The organism is Parageobacillus caldoxylosilyticus NBRC 107762 (genome assembly GCF_000632715.1).
Classification (GTDB): Bacteria; Bacillota; Bacilli; order Bacillales; family Anoxybacillaceae; genus Saccharococcus; species Saccharococcus caldoxylosilyticus.
In genome coordinates this window covers 18197-36093 of record NZ_BAWO01000025.1, presented here as the reverse complement: position 1 = coordinate 36093, position 17897 = coordinate 18197, and the positions used below count along the sequence as shown (strand labels likewise).

General features: G+C 44.1%; 22 protein-coding genes. 16 read left to right on the top strand and 6 right to left on the bottom strand.

Annotated elements, in window-relative coordinates; genetic code table 11:
* Positions 1 to 246: 246 nt before the first annotated feature.
* Both GCA01S_RS08375 and GCA01S_RS08370 read left to right on the top strand, forming a co-directional pair.
* The gene (locus GCA01S_RS08375) at positions 247 to 684 is read left to right on the top strand and encodes a DUF86 domain-containing protein (protein WP_042408997.1); all 438 of its coding nucleotides are present in this window, start codon (positions 247 to 249) and stop codon (positions 682 to 684) included.
* A gap of 127 nt (positions 685 to 811) precedes the next feature.
* Positions 812 to 1582 (top strand): TIGR01457 family HAD-type hydrolase, encoded by a 771-nt coding sequence (locus GCA01S_RS08370; RefSeq protein ID WP_026078431.1) that lies wholly within the window; start codon positions 812 to 814, stop codon positions 1580 to 1582.
* A 112-nt stretch (positions 1583 to 1694) separates the two neighbouring features.
* Here GCA01S_RS08370 and GCA01S_RS08365 read toward each other — a convergent pair whose 3' ends face one another.
* Positions 1695 to 2192, bottom strand: coding sequence for a phosphatidylglycerophosphatase A family protein (locus GCA01S_RS08365; protein WP_017434797.1), 498 nt, complete (start codon positions 2190 to 2192; stop codon positions 1695 to 1697).
* A gap of 156 nt (positions 2193 to 2348) precedes the next feature.
* On the opposite strand from GCA01S_RS08365, the gene yutH reads away from it, so the two are divergent.
* The 5 genes from yutH (at position 2349) to thrB (ending at position 7872) form a co-directional block, all read left to right on the top strand.
* Positions 2349 to 3365 carry a spore coat putative kinase YutH gene (yutH, locus tag GCA01S_RS08360; RefSeq protein ID WP_042408994.1) on the top strand — a complete coding sequence of 339 codons (1017 nt, stop codon included), beginning with the start codon at positions 2349 to 2351 and terminating at the stop codon, positions 3363 to 3365.
* A gap of 78 nt (positions 3366 to 3443) precedes the next feature.
* Positions 3444 to 4430, top strand: a complete 987-nt coding sequence (locus GCA01S_RS08355; protein WP_017434799.1) for a 2-hydroxyacid dehydrogenase — start codon at positions 3444 to 3446, stop codon at positions 4428 to 4430.
* 171 nt (positions 4431 to 4601) lie between these two features.
* Positions 4602 to 5900 carry a homoserine dehydrogenase gene (locus GCA01S_RS08350; RefSeq protein ID WP_017434800.1) on the top strand — a complete coding sequence of 433 codons (1299 nt, stop codon included), beginning with the start codon at positions 4602 to 4604 and terminating at the stop codon, positions 5898 to 5900.
* Entirely contained in the window at positions 5900 to 6961 is a 1062-nt protein-coding gene (gene thrC, locus GCA01S_RS08345) for a threonine synthase (RefSeq protein ID WP_017434801.1), read from the top strand. Before GCA01S_RS08350 ends, thrC begins: the two co-directional genes overlap by 1 nt.
* On the top strand, positions 6958 to 7872 hold the full coding sequence (gene thrB, locus GCA01S_RS08340; protein WP_042408990.1) for a homoserine kinase: 915 nt from the start codon (positions 6958 to 6960) through the stop codon (positions 7870 to 7872). The genes thrC and thrB overlap by 4 nt, the downstream gene beginning before the upstream one ends.
* Before the next feature lie 38 nt (positions 7873 to 7910).
* On the opposite strand, the gene GCA01S_RS08335 is transcribed toward thrB, so the two are convergent.
* Positions 7911 to 8147, bottom strand: coding sequence for a NifU family protein (locus tag GCA01S_RS08335; RefSeq protein WP_017434803.1), 237 nt, complete (start codon positions 8145 to 8147; stop codon positions 7911 to 7913).
* Positions 8148 to 8242: 95 nt separating this feature from the next.
* Here GCA01S_RS08335 and GCA01S_RS08330 point away from each other — a divergent pair, with 95 nt between their 5' ends.
* Positions 8243 to 8566 carry a YuzD family protein gene (locus tag GCA01S_RS08330; protein WP_017434804.1) on the top strand — a complete coding sequence of 108 codons (324 nt, stop codon included), beginning with the start codon at positions 8243 to 8245 and terminating at the stop codon, positions 8564 to 8566.
* Between the two features lie 38 nt (positions 8567 to 8604).
* On the opposite strand, the gene GCA01S_RS08325 is transcribed toward GCA01S_RS08330, so the two are convergent.
* Entirely contained in the window at positions 8605 to 9675 is a 1071-nt protein-coding gene (locus GCA01S_RS08325; RefSeq protein ID WP_017434805.1) for an NAD(P)/FAD-dependent oxidoreductase, read from the bottom strand.
* 203 nt (positions 9676 to 9878) lie between these two features.
* Here GCA01S_RS08325 and GCA01S_RS08320 point away from each other — a divergent pair, with 203 nt between their 5' ends.
* The 3 genes from GCA01S_RS08320 (at position 9879) to erpA (ending at position 11539) form a co-directional block, all read left to right on the top strand.
* Positions 9879 to 10118 carry a YuzB family protein gene (locus GCA01S_RS08320; RefSeq protein WP_017434806.1) on the top strand — a complete coding sequence of 80 codons (240 nt, stop codon included), beginning with the start codon at positions 9879 to 9881 and terminating at the stop codon, positions 10116 to 10118.
* Positions 10119 to 10262: 144 nt separating this feature from the next.
* On the top strand, positions 10263 to 11117 hold the full coding sequence (gene dapF / locus GCA01S_RS08315; RefSeq protein ID WP_017434807.1) for a diaminopimelate epimerase: 855 nt from the start codon (positions 10263 to 10265) through the stop codon (positions 11115 to 11117).
* 59 nt (positions 11118 to 11176) lie between these two features.
* Complete coding sequence (gene erpA, locus GCA01S_RS08310; RefSeq protein ID WP_017434808.1) at positions 11177 to 11539, top strand: iron-sulfur cluster insertion protein ErpA; 363 nt, start codon at positions 11177 to 11179, stop codon at positions 11537 to 11539.
* Between the two features lie 100 nt (positions 11540 to 11639).
* Here erpA and GCA01S_RS08305 read toward each other — a convergent pair whose 3' ends face one another.
* The 3 genes from GCA01S_RS08305 to GCA01S_RS08295 all read right to left on the bottom strand — a co-directional run bounded on the left by GCA01S_RS08305 (position 11640) and on the right by GCA01S_RS08295 (position 14088).
* Positions 11640 to 12386, bottom strand: a complete 747-nt coding sequence (locus tag GCA01S_RS08305) for a CAP domain-containing protein (protein ID WP_042408988.1) — start codon at positions 12384 to 12386, stop codon at positions 11640 to 11642.
* Between the two features lie 129 nt (positions 12387 to 12515).
* The gene (locus GCA01S_RS21240) at positions 12516 to 12917 is read right to left on the bottom strand and encodes a CBO0543 family protein (RefSeq protein WP_081804181.1); all 402 of its coding nucleotides are present in this window, start codon (positions 12915 to 12917) and stop codon (positions 12516 to 12518) included.
* A gap of 178 nt (positions 12918 to 13095) precedes the next feature.
* Positions 13096 to 14088: an NAD(P)/FAD-dependent oxidoreductase gene (locus GCA01S_RS08295; RefSeq protein WP_042408982.1), complete on the bottom strand. Its 993-nt coding sequence runs from the start codon at positions 14086 to 14088 to the stop codon at positions 13096 to 13098.
* Between the two features lie 282 nt (positions 14089 to 14370).
* On the opposite strand from GCA01S_RS08295, the gene GCA01S_RS08290 reads away from it, so the two are divergent.
* The 5 genes from GCA01S_RS08290 to GCA01S_RS08270 all read left to right on the top strand — a co-directional run bounded on the left by GCA01S_RS08290 (position 14371) and on the right by GCA01S_RS08270 (position 17892).
* Complete coding sequence (locus tag GCA01S_RS08290; RefSeq protein WP_026078433.1) at positions 14371 to 15594, top strand: NAD(P)/FAD-dependent oxidoreductase; 1224 nt, start codon at positions 14371 to 14373, stop codon at positions 15592 to 15594.
* Positions 15595 to 15740: 146 nt separating this feature from the next.
* A complete protein-coding gene (locus tag GCA01S_RS08285; RefSeq protein WP_042408978.1) occupies positions 15741 to 16238 on the top strand; it encodes an NUDIX domain-containing protein in 498 nt (165 codons plus the stop codon).
* A gap of 135 nt (positions 16239 to 16373) precedes the next feature.
* Positions 16374 to 16514 (top strand): YuiA family protein, encoded by a 141-nt coding sequence (locus tag GCA01S_RS20365; protein WP_017434813.1) that lies wholly within the window; start codon positions 16374 to 16376, stop codon positions 16512 to 16514.
* Positions 16515 to 16569: 55 nt separating this feature from the next.
* The gene (locus GCA01S_RS08275; RefSeq protein WP_017434814.1) at positions 16570 to 16893 is read left to right on the top strand and encodes a YuiB family protein; all 324 of its coding nucleotides are present in this window, start codon (positions 16570 to 16572) and stop codon (positions 16891 to 16893) included.
* A gap of 288 nt (positions 16894 to 17181) precedes the next feature.
* Positions 17182 to 17892, top strand: a complete 711-nt coding sequence (locus GCA01S_RS08270) for a 3D domain-containing protein (protein WP_042408974.1) — start codon at positions 17182 to 17184, stop codon at positions 17890 to 17892.
* Positions 17893 to 17897 lie beyond the last annotated feature (5 nt).

Below are 17897 nucleotides of genomic sequence, written 5' to 3'. Positions count from 1 at the left end.
CCATGAGGAAAGGGGAGATGATTTTTTATCCTCAGACAGGAGACGATGGAAAAGATAGAGAACATCCGCCTCTTCACGGCCAATAACAGGAGATATTTATATGATTTGATACATTTTTATAGATGTTTAACAAACTGCTTATACCCCAAATCAGAATTGAAGTTATTTTTATCATAGCAGACAATAGGGGAAATGTCCTGTTGATTATGGTACAATAAAAAAAGAACTATATGGGAGGAAACTGCGATGTATTTTGTCGATCGTAATAAAATCGAGGAAACATTACGTTATATGGAAAAAATGCTGCATATTTATAAGGAAAAAGCGGAGTGGGATGACGAATTATCCCGGCTTGCTTTAGAGCGGATTGCCCATTTAGTGATTGAGGCCATTTTAGATGTCGGAAATGCCATGATTGACGGATTTATTATGAGAGATCCGGGCAGTTACGAAGATATTATCGATATTTTAACGGACGAAAAGGTAATAACAGAAGAGGATGCCAAAGCATTAAAAGCGATCATTGCCCATCGGAAAATGCTGGTGCACCATTATACGAACGTCGATCATAAGAAATTGCGGGAAGATATGCAAAAATATTTTGCGGTTCTTCAAGCGTATCCAATAGCCGTGCGCACGTATTTAGAAAACGAGCTCGGTCCGGTGTCGGCGTTTCGCAATTAAGCCACAGCATTTTCATCGTATCGTAAGCACGCTTCTGTAGTTTGCTGAAGCGTGTTTACTTTTTGACATTTTTCGCTTGTTTTTATAAAGTTGGGTATATGTGCAAGATGAAAAAGGGGTGAAAACGTTGAAAAAGTATAACGGTTATTTAATCGATTTGGACGGAACGATGTACCGCGGAACCGAATGCATTGCGGAAGCCCGCGACTTTGTAAAGGAATTGCACCGGAAAGGCATTCCGTATTTGTTTGTGACCAATAACTCGTCGCGCACGCCGGCGCAAGTAGCGGAGAAATTGCAGTCATTCGGCGTTCCGGCGGCAGCAGAACATGTATTTACGACCAGCCAGGCAACCGCTAATTATATTTTTGAAAGAAAGCCAGATGCTTCCGTTTATGTCATTGGGGAAGAAGGAATCCGCACCGCGCTCGAGGAAAAAGGATTCACGTTCGCGAAAGAAGACGCGGACTTTGTGGTGATGGGAATTGACCGCAGCATTACATATGAAAAACTGGCAATTGCCTGTTTAGCCGTGCGCAACGGGGCGACATTTATTTCAACCAATGCTGATATCGCCATTCCGACCGAGCGGGGGTTGCTGCCGGGTAATGGCGCACTTACAGCCGTTGTCGCGGTATCCACACAAGTACAGCCGATTTTTATTGGCAAACCGGAGAAAGTGATTATGGAACAGGCGTTAAAAGTGTTAGGAGTTCCAAGAGAGGAAACACTGATGATCGGTGATTATTACGATACCGATATTATGGCGGGGATGAACGCCGGAATCGATACGCTGCTTGTCCATACCGGGGTAACGACAAAAGAGCTGCTGCAACAATATGAAAAACAGCCGACTTATACTGCCGATTCATTACGGGAATGGATGGACCGCATATGAACCTCTCCCTCCTTCACTCCGTTTAGAGGAAGGGAGACTTCTCGGGAAAAATGCTAAAAGAGCCGCCGCTCTTCCGCGAAAGAGCGGCGGCTTTTTTGCTATAAAGCCATGTTTATTCCGTATTCGCAGCCCGGTGCGCTAAGCGGCTTGAAGCAGCGGCCGCAATGGCGCCGACGATATCATCTAAAAACGTATTGCATTTTCCGGTTGATTTATCATTTAAGTATTGCAAAATGCCTGGCTTTTGTTTATCAATGTATCCATAGTTCGTAAGGCCAATCGATCCGTACACGTTAACGATCGACAGCGCTAAAATTTCGTCCACCCCGTAGAGCCCTTCATCGCGATGAATAATGGACTGCAGCGGTTCGTCTAATTTGCCCTCTTCCGCTAATTTATCAAGCTGAATGCCGGTTAGGATCGCGTTTTGCACTTCGCGTTTCGAAATGACACGGTTTACGTTTTCAATACATTCTTCCAGTTTCAAATCAGGATGGTACTTCGATTGTAGGTAATATACAAGTTCGGCAATATCTTTGATGGTCACCCCTCGCTCTTCCAGCCATTGGCGAGCGGTTTGTTCAAGATTGTTCATAATTGGTTCCTTCATGAGCGTCACCTATTTCTTCAAGGAATTGTTTTCTTATTATATATGTTTATGATGACATAAATGTGTCGCTTCTGTAAACATAGATGCTCGTGATGAAGAAATGCAGATTTTTTGGCAAAACTCCTCATATATTACTGTTAAAAGGAGGGAACAGCAATGGAATCATGGATTCGCCAGGAATATGATATCGAAGCAGAGCGGATGAAAAAAAACGGTCGGTATTACACGTTTCTCTATAAACATCAGTATTATACCGTTATCCCTGTCTACGGGCGCAGCGAAGCGGAGCTTGAGGAACTGCAAAAAATGAGCAATTATTTAATATCCAAAGGGGATATGACGGTCGCATCATTTGTGCAAACGAAATCAGGTAAGCTCGTTGCTTATAGGAATGAACAACCCATTGTTATTGTTCGTACACCGCTTCTGCCGTATGCAAGAAATATTTCCGTTGGGCGGGAGTTAGCAAAATTTCATCAACGTGGCCGCACATGTCCGCTTCCGCTCGTTCATTGCCGGCGGATCGGCCAATGGAAAGAACTTTGGGGAAAACGAGTCGATCAAATGGAGGAATTTTGGAAAAATAAAATAGCCATGGGGATGGAAACGATGTTTGATCGACTCTTGATTGAATCGTTTCCATATTATCTTGCGCTTGCTGAAAACGCGATTCAATATGTTGCCGATACGGAGTTGGATGAGGAGCCGTTCGGCATTGATTACGCCACTTTTTGCCATGAGCGGATTCCGAATTCTGGATGGGTGGAGGGAAAAGAGCAGAAGTTGCCTACCGATTGGGTATACGATCATTGCGCGCGAGATTTAGCGGAATGGGTTCGTTATTTATACGTCAAAAAGGGGCATCATTCCGTCGGCGAGATAAGGCAATTTTTCCGCGATTATGAGCGCCAAACCCCTTTATCTCCGTTTGCCTGGCGTCTTGTATACGCTCGTCTTCTGTTTCCGCTTCATTATTTTGAATGTGTCGAAGGATATTATATGTCAGACGATGAACGGGAAAAACAGCAATATGTGCATATGCTGCAGAGCATCATCGCCCGTTCACGCGAGCATGAGCAATTTCTTGCTTCATTTATGGACATTGTCGGTTTATCAAGCCGCCACCTTTCTCTTCCGAAAGTAGAATGGCTGTCTTATTCGTTATCACGTTGAGAAATGAAATCATCATTTTTTTTTGCCAGCAAGTTATGTTAAGATAAGGAAAAAACATAGAGGAGGGAAGGTGGCGGTATGAAGCGGCCGTATGTGTTTATTACGAGAAAGTTGCCGGAGGAGATTATCGCGCCGGTGAAAGAAATTGCGGAAGTAGCGACGTGGCCGCATGATGACGTGCCCGTTCCGCGCGATGTCCTAATGAACGAAGCGAAGAAAGCCGATGCGTTGTTGACGATGGTGGCAGATATGGTGGATGAGGCCATATTGGATGCCGGAAAGCAGCTAAAAGTCGTGGCGAACATGGGTGTCGGCTTTGACAATATCGATGTGCAGGCGGCAACGAAACGAGGCATCGCCGTTTGCAATACTCCTGATGTATTGACCGATACAACCGCTGACTTGACGTTTGCATTATTGCTGGCTACTGCCCGCCGCATGGTGGAAGCGGCGCAGTTTATCAAAGAGGGAAAGTGGAAAAGTTGGAGTCCGTTTCTGCTGGCTGGGGTCGATGTTCACCATAAAACGATTGGTATTGTCGGTATGGGTAATATTGGCAAAGCGGTTGCCAAACGAGCCATCGGTTTTGATATGAATGTGTTGTATCACAATCGTTCTCGCAACATCGAAGCGGAAAAGCGGCTTGGAGCTACATATTGTTCTTTTGAGGAGCTGTTGGAAAGAGCGGATTTTGTTGTTTGTTTGACACCGCTGACAAATGAAACACGTCATATGTTTAACAAAGAGGCATTCCGCAAAATGAAGCGGTCCGCAATCTTTGTCAATGCGGCAAGAGGAGCGGTCGTCGATGAACAGGCGTTATATGAGGCGCTTGTCAGTGGAGAAATCGCGGGAGCAGGATTAGATGTGTTTGAGCAGGAGCCGATTGATGCATCACATCCATTGCTGGCACTTCCAAATGTGATAGCACTTCCGCATATTGGGAGTGCAACAAAAGAAACGCGGACAAAGATGATGGAGCTATGCTGCCGCAATATTATTGCTATATTAACTGGAAGCCAGCCTGAAACGCTTGTCAATAAAGAATGGAGTATGCGGTCCTAGGCAGCAGGGCTGCTTGTTTTTTACAAAAAAATTATCTGAATTTCCTTGATATTAATCATTTTCTATATTAAATAGTAAAATTAACGATTGTCAAAAAAAGCAATATCTTTTATAATGTCTACTATAAAAATACAAATGTCTACTACTGAAAAACAGAAAGGGCGGGGGAATATGGAAAAGCCAATCTTAGTCGGATTATTAGGATTAGGTACCGTTGGAAGCGGGGTTGTAAAAATTATTGAGAACCATCAAGAGCGGCTGATGCATCAAGTAGGATGTCCGGTGCAAATCAAAAAAATCCTTGTTCGGGATATATATAAAAAGCGGGATGTTCAGGTCGATCCAGCGATGTTGACCACAAACGCAACAGACGTCATTGATGATCCGGAGATTGACGTCATTATTGAAGTGATGGGCGGAATTGAAGAAACGCGGCAATATTTGCTGCGGGCGCTGCGGCAAGGAAAGCATGTCGTGACGGCGAATAAAGATTTAATGGCTCTATATGGCTCAGAGTTATTAACCGTAGCGGCGGAACACCATTGCGATTTGTTCTATGAAGCAAGTGTTGCCGGGGGCATTCCGATTTTGCGCAGTCTTGTTGACGGGCTTGCCTCCGATCACATCACGAAGCTGATGGGAATTGTCAACGGAACAACGAACTATATTTTGACGAAAATGTGCAAATACGGGGCTTCTTATGAAGACGTGCTGGCAGAAGCGCAAGCACTCGGGTATGCAGAAGCGGATCCAACCGCGGATGTCGAAGGATTAGACGCAGCGCGGAAAATGGCGATTTTGGCGCGGCTTGGCTTTTCGATGAACATTGATCTAGAAGACGTGCAAGTAAAGGGAATTACATCGATTACGGAAGAAGACCTTAATTACGCAAAGCGCCTCGGCTATACGATGAAACTAATCGGCATTGCCCATCGGAATGGAAACAAAGTAGAAGTCAGCGTCCAGCCGACCTTGCTTCCGGACTCTCATCCGCTTGCTTCGGTCAATGATGAATACAATGCTGTTTATGTATATGGCGAAGCGGTCGGTGAAACGATGTTTTACGGACCGGGAGCGGGAAGCTTGCCGACAGCGACGGCGGTTGTGTCTGACTTAGTGGCTGTCATGAAAAACATGCGCTTAGGGGTAAATGGACATTATGCCGTTGCTCCGCAATATGAAAAACAATTAAAATCCCCAGCGGAAATTTTCTCGAAATATTTTTTGCGTATTCACGTCAAAGACCAAGTCGGCGCATTTGCCAAAATTACGACCCTATTTTCCGAACGTGGCGTCAGTTTCGAGAAAATTTTGCAGTTGCCGTTAAAGGACAACAACCTTGCGGAAATTGTTATTGTGACGCACCGCGCCTCGCAGCAAGATTATGAGGAAATTTTACAGCAATTGCGCGACTTGGAAATCGTTCAGGAAGTGAAAAGTTCGTATCGCGTTGAAGGAGAGGGAAAATAATGGCATGGAAAGGACTGTTACAAGCGTACCGTGAATTTTTGCCAATCAACGAAAATACACCGCTGCTTTCTTTAAATGAGGGGAACACGCCGCTTATCCCGCTCCCGCGTTTATCGGAAGAGCTGGGGATTGAACTGTACGTCAAAGTTGAAGGAGCCAACCCGACGGGCTCGTTCAAGGATCGAGGAATGGTAATGGCGGTGGCAAAGGCGAAAGAATCCGGCAGCCATACGATTATTTGCGCTTCGACAGGCAATACGTCCGCCTCCGCCGCCGCCTATGCGGCAAGAGCAGGATTACGCTGCATTGTCGTCATCCCAAATGGCAAAATTGCGATGGGGAAACTGGCACAGGCGGTCATGTATGGCGCCGAGATTTTCGCTATTGACGGCAACTTTGATGAAGCGCTGAAAATGGTGCGCCGTCTTAGCGATATTGCCCCGATCACCCTTGTCAATTCGGTTAACCCATACCGCATTGAAGGACAGAAAACGGCGGCGTTTGAAATTTGCGACCAGCTCGGCAAGGCGCCGGATGTGCTGGCGATTCCTGTCGGCAACGCCGGCAATATCACGGCGTATTGGAAAGGATTTAAAGAGTATCATGCGCTGAAGCAAACCGGGCTTCCGCAAATGCGCGGATTTGAGGCCGAAGGAGCGGCAGCGATTGTCCGCAATCAAGTCATTGAAAATCCGGAAACGGTGGCAACAGCGATCCGCATCGGCAATCCGGCCAGCTGGGAAAAAGCAGTTCAGGCGGCGGCAGAGTCGCAAGGAAAAATTGATGAAGTTTCCGATGCAGAAATTTTAGCAGCGTATAAGCTGCTGGCAAGAAAAGAAGGGATTTTTGCGGAGCCTGCCTCCTGCGCAGCGGTTGCGGGAGTAATCAAACAGCGGAAGCGCAATGAAATTGAAAAAGGTAGCACCGTTGTTGCGGTACTAACCGGAAACGGTTTAAAAGATCCGGCCATTGCGATGGAAACAGCGGAAATCGAGCCTGTTGTACTCCCAAATGACGAAACGATCGTGTTCGAGCATCTCCAAGGAGTTGTCCATTCATGAAAGAAGATGAGATGTTAAAAATTATCGTGCCCGCGAGCACAGCAAATTTAGGCCCCGGCTTTGATTCCGTCGGGCTTGCTGTATCTTGTTATTTGACTTTAGAAGTCAGGCCCGCAGGGGAATGGAAGTTTATCCCCTGCTCTCCGGAAGTAAGGGGAATTCCAACAGGAACGGAAAATTTAATTTATCAAGTGGCAGAGCAAGTGGCGGCCACGTATGGATATACGCTGCCAAACTGTTCGGTTGATGTATACAGCAATATTCCGTTGACGCGTGGTTTGGGCAGTAGCGCGGCGGCGGTTGTCGCCGGAATTGAACTGGCTGATGCGCTTGTTGGCTTGGAGCTGACGCGCGAGCAAAAAATGCGGCTGGCCAGCTGCTATGAGGGGCATCCCGATAATGTCGGCGCTTCTTTATACGGGGGGCTTGTCATCGGCTGTCACCGCAAGCAAGGGACGGATATCGTCCATATTCCCGATATCCAGTTGGACTTGGTCGCTGTCATTCCAGACTATGAATTAGAAACAAAAAAAGCACGCAGTGTGCTGCCACAGCTGCTTGCACGGGAAGAAGCCGTAGAGGCAAGCGCGGTCAGCAACGTGTTGGTTGCGGCGCTATTAACGAAAAACTGGGAGCTTGCCGGCAAAATGATGGCCGCCGATTTATTTCATCAGCCGTATCGGAAAGAACTTGTTCCACAGCTGCCATTGGCGCAGGAGTTGGCTTTGGAATACGGGGCGTTCGGCGTGGCGCTAAGCGGAGCGGGGCCTACCGTTTTAGCCTTTATCGAACCTGGGAAGGGAAAGTATGTAAAAGAAAAGCTGCTCCCTCATTTTTCGAATTGTTCCGTCGAATTATTAACGGTAGAACAAAAAGGAAGCCGGGTATACAAACTAGCTCTAGAAAAATAACAGCGGTCTCCTCAGGGAAACCGCTGTTATTTGTTGAATTAAAATACTTGCTCTACTTCGACGATGCCTGGTACTTCTTCTAAAAGAGCGCGCTCGATTCCGGCTTTTAATGTGATCGTGGAGCTTGGGCAGCTTCCGCATGCGCCAAGGAGACGCAATTTGACAACACCGTCTTCGACGTCAATTAATTCGCAGTCCCCGCCATCACGAAGTAAAAACGGACGGAGTTTATCTAAAACTTCTTGCACTTGTTCTTTAATTTCCTGGTCCGTCATTTTTATCGACTCCTTTCTGTAATTTTATTATAATCATGCTAAAGAAAAAAATCTAATGATAAATTTTGTTTTTATCATATGAAAGGTGGAAATATATGACGTTTAGGCAGGTAGAAATATGCGTATATGGTGCGGATATCGTTTGTCCATCTTGCGTGCAGCTGCCTTCTTCGAAAGAAACATATGAGTGGCTGGAAGCGGCGATTAAACGGAAATATCCAGATCAGCCGTTTTCAATGACATATGTCGATATTTTCAACCCGCCGGAAGAGGATGAAGAGAAAAGAGAATTTGCACAAAAAGTAATTGAAGAAGATTTGTTTTACCCCGTTGTTGTTATTGAAGGCGTTATTGTCGGGGAAGGAAATCCAAAGCTAAAGGCCATTTATGCGGAAATGGAAAAGTACGGCTATCGCTAGGAAAAAGGGATCTTTGCTGAAAAGATCCCTTTTTTCCATTAATAGCCGTTATGGTATTTGTACATCCACAATACTCCCGATTTTAGCAGCCGAGGCACCCTGCCGGTAATCGGGCGGTCGGCAACCAGTCCGAATCCGTGTTTTTTGCCGAGCGAACCGAGAACTCCTTTCAGTTTAATCGGCGGGAATTCGCTTGGTGGCTCTTCCCCGTTCCAGCGCTTTTGCAATACGTGAACGATTTGTTCCGCCTGAGCTTCGGCAAGCTGCGCGCTCGGAGAATGCGGCAAGCTCGCGCAATCGCCAACAACGTATACGTTTTCATATTCAGGAATATGATGCTGTTTCGTTAAAATAATGCGCCCTTGTTTGTCTTTTTCCACCGGAAGTTCGCGGACCACGCGATTTGGCTGAATCCCGGCTGTCCAAACGATAACATCACAATGAATAGGTTGATCGTGGTTGTACAGCGTATGCTCTTCCACTTTTGTCACGTTCGAACAGCGGACGATTTCAATATCATGTTCGGCAAACCAGCTTTCCACATAGTCGCTGAGCCGTTTCGGAAACATTGGCAAAATGCGTTCGCCACGGTCAAACAGCTTAATGTGTAAATCCGGTCGGCTTTCCGCTAGTTCGCTCGCTAATTCAACGCCGCTTAATCCGGCCCCGACAATGCCAACGACAGCGCCAGGCGGCAGATTATTTAACGCTTCATAGGCTGCGCGCGCCTTCTCGATCGATTGAATGCTGTGAGTGAACATGTCCGCCCCCGGGACGCCATGGTACTTATCTTCACAACCTAATCCAATGACCAAATCATCATAGGAAATATTGCTTCCGTCTTTCAATTGCACACTCTGCTTGTCGAGATCAATGTGCACGACTTCGCCGAAAAGGTAGGTAAGACGCGGATGCTCCGGAAACGGGACACGAATATGATGGTCGCTGATCGTGCCTGCTGCGAGTGCATAATATTCCGTTTTTAAACAATGATATGGAACACGGTCGACGAGGGTAATATGAACATCTTCCGGTAAAGAATTTGGGAGGAGACGGTGCAAAATCCGCATGTTTCCATATCCTCCGCCAAGCAATACAAGATGTCTCATCGTAAAAATCCCCTTTGATGATTTTCTCAAACGCAAAATGCCATAAAAAAGTATAGCGGAATTGTGGCAAAATAACAACAATTTTATGATAACCGTTGACAAAAGAAAAAATATATCGTGTCTCCTAAACAAATGAAGTGTTTCAATTGACGTTTGCGGAAAAAATCGCTACGATGAAAGGCAGTAGGAAGGTGAGAAAAGCAATGATAAAGCCAATTATTGAATTTTGCATTAGCAATTTGGCAAGCGGATCGCAAAAAGCGTTAGAAATATTAGAAAAAGATCCTAATTTGGATATTATCGAGTACAGCTGCCTCAGTTACTGCACCCGGTGTGCAGAAACGTTGTTCGCTTTAGTAAATGGGGAGTTTGTCAGCGGAGAAACTCCTGAACAATTAGTGGAAAACATTTATCGCTACTTAGAGGAAAACCCGATGTTTTAACGATAAATGCTGGTAAGAAAAAGAGGATGTCTCACGCGACATCCTCTTTTAAGGTGTATATGAAAAAACGGGGGATATTCTCATTGTGTCCCATTTATTTTTTCTTTATACTTATAGATAAAAAAATTTTTTGAGGAGGACGCAATGAATCAATTGTCGTTTACGAAAATGCATGGACTGGGTAATAGTTATATATATGTCAATATGTTTGAAGAGACGATTCCGGAATCGTTATTGTCATCGCTGGCGGTGAAAGTATCAAACGTAAATACAGGAATCGGGGCGGACGGCATGATTCTTATTTGTCCATCGAATATCGCTCCCGTAAAGATGCGGATTTTCAACAGCGACGGCTCGGAAGGAAAAAATTGCGGCAACGGCTTGCGCTGCGTTGCCAAATATGTCTATGAACATGGAATCGTTCAGGAACCATCCTTTTTTATTGAAACGTTATCCGGACTCGTGAAGGCAGACGTAACGGTAGAAAATGGAGCGGTGACAAGCGTGACCGTGGATATGGGAAAACCGCGTTTAAAGCGAAGCCAAATCCCGATGGTCGGTCCGGAGGCGGAACAAGTAGTGGCCGAACCGTTTGAAGTCGATGGGCAACGGTATGAAATTACAGCCGTTTCGATGGGAAATCCTCATGTTATTTTTTACGTGGATGATATCACAACAGCACCGGTAACGACGCTCGGTCCGATGGTTGAAAAAGATAAGCGCTTTCCGGAAGGAGTAAATGTCGAATTTGTGGAAGTGATTAACGACCATGAGCTCCATTTCCGTGTGTGGGAGCGCGGCTCTGGCGTGACACAGGCATGCGGTACGGGCGCATGCGCTGCGGTCGTTGCCTCCGTTTTAAACGGAAAGACAGCACGGGATAAAGAAACGATCGTCCATTTGGCGGGAGGAGATTTAATCATTACGTGGACGGAGGAAGGAAATATACGGATGACAGGACCGGCCGAAACGATTTGTACGGGTGTGTATTATTATTAAATATTTGAGCGGCCGTGCCAAAAAGCGATATACTATTAATTAAGCAAGGAGGGATACGAATGACAGATATTATTACATTGACGGAAGCAGCGGCGTTTCAAATTAAAGATATGATGAAAGAGCAGGAGGAAGAAGGTGCATACCTTCGCGTTGGCGTCAAAGGCGGAGGCTGCAGCGGGCTATCGTACGGAATGGGATTTGACCACGAGCGTCACGAGGATGATTATGAATTTGAGCAACATGGCATTAAAATTCTCGTTGATAAAGAAAGCGCCCCGATTTTGCAAGGAACGGTCATTGACTATAAACAATCGTTGCTCGGCGGCGGTTTTACGATTAATAATCCAAATGCCATCGCTACCTGCGGTTGCGGTTCATCGTTTAGAACAGCGACCAATGCGGGCACGCCGGAACAGTGCTAAACGGTTCAACGGCGATATATCAAGGGTTTGGAAGAATTGTATATGGGTTCAAAAAAAAGGGAGCCGAAATATTTGGGCTCCCTTTTTAATTATCCATTCATTATTTGCCGATAAACATTTGTGTCCAGACATTTCCAGATTGTTCAAAACCTACTCCAATGTGAGTAAACTGTCTATTCAAAATGTTTGCTCTGTGACCAGGGCTATTCATCCAAGCTGTAACAACCTCTTGTGGAGTACGTTGACCTTTAGCAATGTTTTCACCAGCTGTGTTGTAAGTAACACCAAAATCCCTCATCATGTCAAAAGGAGAACCATAAGTCGGACTTGTATGTGAGAAATAATGGTTTTGTTGCATATCCTGTGATTTCTTCTGAGCTACAGCACTTAGTTGAGCATCCACTTTTAAAGCAGGAAGGCCTGCTCGAGCTCTTTCTTTGTTCGTTAATTCAATTACTTGTTGAGCATATTGACTGATTCCTGCAGGAACCTGAGCTTGTTGTTGCTGAGTTGGTGTCTGTTGTTCAGGTTGAGTTTGTTGTTGTGTTGGCGTTTGATTTGGTGATGGTGCATATTGTCTTCTTTGCTGATTCCATTGTTGCTGAAGCCTTGCATGCAACTCAGCTGCTTGTTTAGGGTCCACCTCAACAAATTTGTACTTTGCTTCTTGGATCAATATCGATCTTGTATGAGGATATTGGTTACTTGGTATTGATGTGTACGAAGCTGAAATATTCATGTTTTGATGATCGTGATTGTCATTACGGTCTGTATCCATTGCGTTACACGCTGCAAGTCCCATTACTAGGGCAGAAGTTGCGAAAAAGCCAGTCAATTTCTTTATCAATCGTAACGCCTCCTAAAGGTATTATTTTTGCACCTTTAGTTTTTATATCTTTGACAGAAAGTAAAGATGAGAATAACTGTGATAAATGGAAGGTGGGGGAATAAAAGCGAGTTATGCGAATTTCAACATTCACGATTTTGATGTTAACCAACGAATAAATTTGAGGTGCCATATGAGCATTCCATAAAGAAACGGATATAATATGGCAGAATACCATAAATTCCATGTATTGTGATGCAAAAAGTTTGCCTTCAGCGCTATCCATTCGTAAAAGGTAGAGAAGATGGACCAAAAAAGCAAATAGAAAATTTTTGCTTTTTTTGAACCGTGATAAGGATACCAGTTTATGATAAGCATAGTAGCAGCGGGATATATTCCAAAAAGCACTAATAAAGTTTTTCCTTCAATGAAATAAGGTTCAAAAAAGTAATACCAATTATATTTATCAGTAAATCGATCGGCAATTTCTGAAACCAATAAACCAAATAAAATGGAAGCGTAATATTCATATGGAAGCAATTTCTTTTTCATGAGAAAAGCAGCAAGATTAAAGATGAAAATGGAAATAACAAGAGCAATCACCTATTATTCACCTCAAGTTTATTATTGCGTTGGCGGGATATATTGATGCTTGCAAAAATAAAAGAGGGTGTCCCAAAAACGATCACTTTTGGGACGCCCTCTTTCATTCGCGAACATGCTGGGCAAACTAGAACAACGAAGTGGAATGGGCCGGCTGCATTCTTGCCGTTGGGTCGATATATGTTTTAGCGCTGCTGATCGCAATCGGTGCTTCGCCGAAGCCGCAAGCGATCAGTTTGATTTTGCCCTCATATGTGCAAATGTCGCCAGCTGCGTAAACACCAGGAATATTCGTTTCCATTTTCGAATTGACTTTAATCGAGTTTTTCTCAATTTCGAGTCCCCAATTTTTAATCGGTCCAAGCGAAGAGATAAAACCATAGTTGACAATGACTGCATCTATCTCGACTGTTTCCTTTGTGCCGTCTTTTACATGCTCCAATACGACTTGACGAATGCCATTTTCATCACCGATTAATTCTACAGGGACGAATGGAGTTTTGACATTCACTTTTGACTTCATTAATAATTCCACACTATGTTCATGGGCGCGGAATTTATCGCGGCGATGGACAATAGTAACACTTTCCGCGATCGGCTCAAGCATAAGCGACCAATCAACCGCCGAATCCCCGCCGCCGCAGACGAGCACGCGTTTTCCTTGAAATTGATTTAAGTCGCTAATAAAGTAATGCAAATTTTTCCCCTCATATTTTGCAGCGTTTTCTAGTTCGAGGCGCCGAGGCTGAAACGCACCGTTTCCTGCTGTAATAATTACCGTTTTGGAGTAATGTATTTCTTTATTTGTCGCTAATTTAAAAGTCCCGTCTTCCAATTTTTCTAACGTTTCTACCGATTGTTCGAGGCAGACGGTCGGTGAGAACATTTCCATCTGCTCTTTTAACTGATTCACTAGTTCCTGAGCGCGAATTTTTGGAAATCCAGCGACATCATATATGTATTTTTCAGGATAAAGAGCAGCCAACTGCCCGCCTAATTGCGGCAAACTTTCGATAATTTTGACACTCATTTGCCGCAATCCGCCGTAAAAAGCCGCAAACAATCCGATCGGTCCGCCACCTATAATAGTGACATCATATACTTTTTGGTCCTCTTTCATAATTGGTGATTCCTCCCCACAAATAAAATGGCATTAACCATTTCTATCATACCATAAAAGACTTTGGTTATTACGGTGATTTTAAAAACATAAAAAAAACGCTTGAAAAGATTGAAAAAAAGGTCTAATATGTTTTTTGGACATGTTGTTAATTTTTTTTGACAATTATTCGACATTTTTTTGTCGGATAACGTGAATAATTTCACAAACTTTATTCGATAAAAATGTACACGGCGGTAAAAGCTATAAAAAACAAACGGTAAAAAATTAAAAAGGGTGGAAGTGATTCAGTTGAAAAAACCAAATGTAGTTATTTTAGGTGCTGGTTATGGCGGATTAATGACAACGGTGCGTTTGCAAAAGCTTGTCGGGGTAAATGAAGCGAACATTACATTAGTAAACAAAAACGACTATCATTACGAAACGACATGGCTTCACGAAGCTTCAGCCGGGACGCTGCATCATGATCGTGTTCGCTACCCAATTAGCGACGTCATCAATCGCAGCAAAGTCAATTTCATTCAAGACACGGTTGTCAAAATACTTCCGGATGAAAAGAAAGTGTTGATGAAAAACGGAGAACTTACTTATGACTATTTAGTGGTTGCGCTCGGTTTTGAATCTGAAACATTTGGTATTAAAGGGTTAAAAGAATACGCTTTTTCCATTTCCAATGTCGATTCAGCAAGACAAATCCGTGAACATATTGAGTATCAGTTTGCAACATATAATGCGGAAGAAGAAAAGAAAGACGAACGCCTTACGATTGTCGTCGGGGGGGCTGGATTTACCGGCATTGAATTTTTGGGAGAGTTGGTCAACCGCATGCCGCAGCTATGCCGAGAATATGATATCGACCCGCATAAAGTCCGCATTATTTGCGTCGAGGCGGCACCGACGGCGCTCCCTGGCTTTGATCCGGAACTGGTGGAATATGCAGTCAGCCAATTGGAGCGCAAAGGGGTTGAATTTAAAATCGGCACGGCAATTAAAGAATGTACGCCAGACGGCATTATTGTCGCCAAAGGGGATGACGTCGAGGAAATTAAAGCCGGCACGGTTGTATGGGCAGCCGGTGTGCGCGGAAGCCGCGTTATCGATGAATCCGGTTTTGAAGCGATGCGAGGTCGCGTGAAGGTAGATCCGTTTTTGCGCGTTCCTGGACACGAAGAAATCTTTATTATCGGTGACTGTTCTCTCGTCATTAATGAAGAAACAAATCGTCCATATCCGCCGACCGCGCAAATTGCCATTCAACAAGGCGAGCTATGTGCGAAAAACTTGGCTGCGCTGATTCGCGGACAAGGAGAACTGGAGCCGTTTAAGCCGGATATTAAAGGAACTGTCTGCTCCCTCGGCCATGACGATGCAATCGGGGTTGTATTCGGCAAGAAAATGTGGGGAACAAAAGCAAGCTTCATGAAAAAAATGGTCGACAACCGTGCTCTTTATTTAATTGGTGGTTCTTCCCTTGTTATGAAAAAAGGAAAATTTAAATTCTTTTGATTCCATGGGCAAACATCACTGTTTGCCCTTTTTTGCATGGATAGAAATTTGTAGTACATAAATGAATGAACTTTGGCAAAAAGGATTATGCCATCACGTCTGTAGAAATATAATATAAGCAACAAATAGAAAAGGGATGAGAAAAGATGGGAGAAAAGCGTGGCAACGTATGGATTGCAGCCGCGGGATTGGTGGTCAATGAAGCGGGTGAATGGCTGGTAGTAAAGAAAAAATATGGAGGATTGAAAGGAAAATGGTCGCTGCCGGCAGGGTTCGTGCAGCAAGGGGAAATGCTCGATGAGGCGGCCGTTCGCGAAATCAAGGAAGAAACAGGCATTGATGCGGAAGTCATCGGTTTTCTCGGGATGCGCACCGGCGTCATCCGCGATGAAGTGAGTGACAATATGGCGATCTTTTTACTTCGTCCCTGTTCGCATAGCATTACGGTGCAAACAGACGAATTGTTCGACGCTGCCTTTTTAAGCAAGCAAAGCTTGCAGAAAGACCCGCATACATCTGGCCTGTTGCGTTATTTATTAAAGCTGGAGCCGTTTTCTTCTTTTCCTCCTCATGACGGTCTAAATCCGGGGGAACCGTTTGGATATACGAAATACCGGTTATATTTTAAAAATTCAAAATATTAAGTAACATAGAGAAAAAAGAAGCATGCGGGTGATGTATTCGCTTACATTGCGATAAATGAAGAAAATCTCCTTTTTTCTTTTGCAGAAAATTTTGATATATTATCAAAAAATGATAAGGAAAATGGGGGATGAACAATGAAACATACAGAACAAACAGCATGTCCATATTGCGAAGGGCACGGATATGTTCAACTGCTATTAGGAGGCTCGGAAACCTGCTACGGGTGTTTAGGAACAGGAGCCGTGCAAAAAGAGCAGGCTGTTTCTAAAAATTGACTCCCTTAAGCGGATTCAGTACACTTAAAAAGGGTGTACTGGAGGTGAGATAGGGATGCAAATGAGTCTGCCGGTTGTCCTAATTTCCATGCTTTTATTTTTTGTATTGTTTTTCGGCATTGGCTTTTTGCTGAATATGTTATTGCGCATGACTTGGATTATGGCGATTTTATGCCCGATTGTATTTATATTTATTATTGACGATGTTCCATGGACGAGTTATTTTTCAAATCCAGCGGCTTCATTCTCCGCGCTAAAACATAAAATATTGTCGCTCGCTCTGGCTGATATTTTAATTTTAAGCAGCGGATTTATCGGTGCGCTTTGCGCGGGATTTGCCATTCGCACGTTACGAGCGAAGGGATATCAAATGTTTTAACAAAAAACAATAAGAAGCTTTGTTTTAAGCGGGAAATGAATGGCGGCAAGCATATGTTCCATAATAACAGTAGAACGAACGCCTTCGGAACAAGGACAGCGTAAAGGGCTTCTTTATAGGCTGAAAACATGTAATTCGCTGCAAAGTCCCCACTTCAAAAGAAGTTAAGCGGAAGGGAGTTTACGGCTTTCATCTCAGGGTGAAAGTCTGTTTTTTTTCCTCACTTTTCTCACAATGAATATTTCTATTTTTTCTGGAGATAAATAGAAATGTGAGAGGAGTGAGGAAATGGTTCTTTTAAAAAATATAATAAGAAGAATAATAATGACATTATTGTTCATCATAGCGTTGCTAACCACATTTCAATCGATTTCAGGAGTGGAAGCAAAAACGGTTTTAAGTAAATTTTCTGGCGATTCGTCATTATATCCGACAGGCCGCCACTTTTTCGACAGATGGGATCACGGACAGTATGTTGCGATAGATCAACAGTGGAAGCATTACGAGAAACGAAGAAATCCGAAAATTTCGTCTGAACAGATCGTGAATCATTCGCTTCGTCTAGAAGAAGCGGTTGATTGGTCGAAATATCCGTCCGTGGAGGTAGTTGCGACGGGATATACAGCGGGTGTAGAATCAACGGGGAAAACTCCGGACCATCCGGAATATGGGATTACCTATTCCGGCGTGCGGGTAAAGCGGGATTTATATTCGACGATTGCCGCCGATTTGGATATTTTTCCAATCGGTACGATTTTGTTCATTCCTGGATATGGGTATGGAGTCGTCGCGGACAAAGGCGGAGCGATTAAAGGGAATCGCATTGACTTATATTATGATACGGTAGAAGATGTATACAAATATTGGGGCAAAAAGAAAATACAAGTGTATATTGTCAAAAAAGGTAATGGAAAGCTTTCGGAAGAAGAGTTAAAACGGCTGAATGAGGATGAAACGATGCAAGTGTTTCGGCAGCAATATTTGCAATCGAAAAGCTAAGGGCG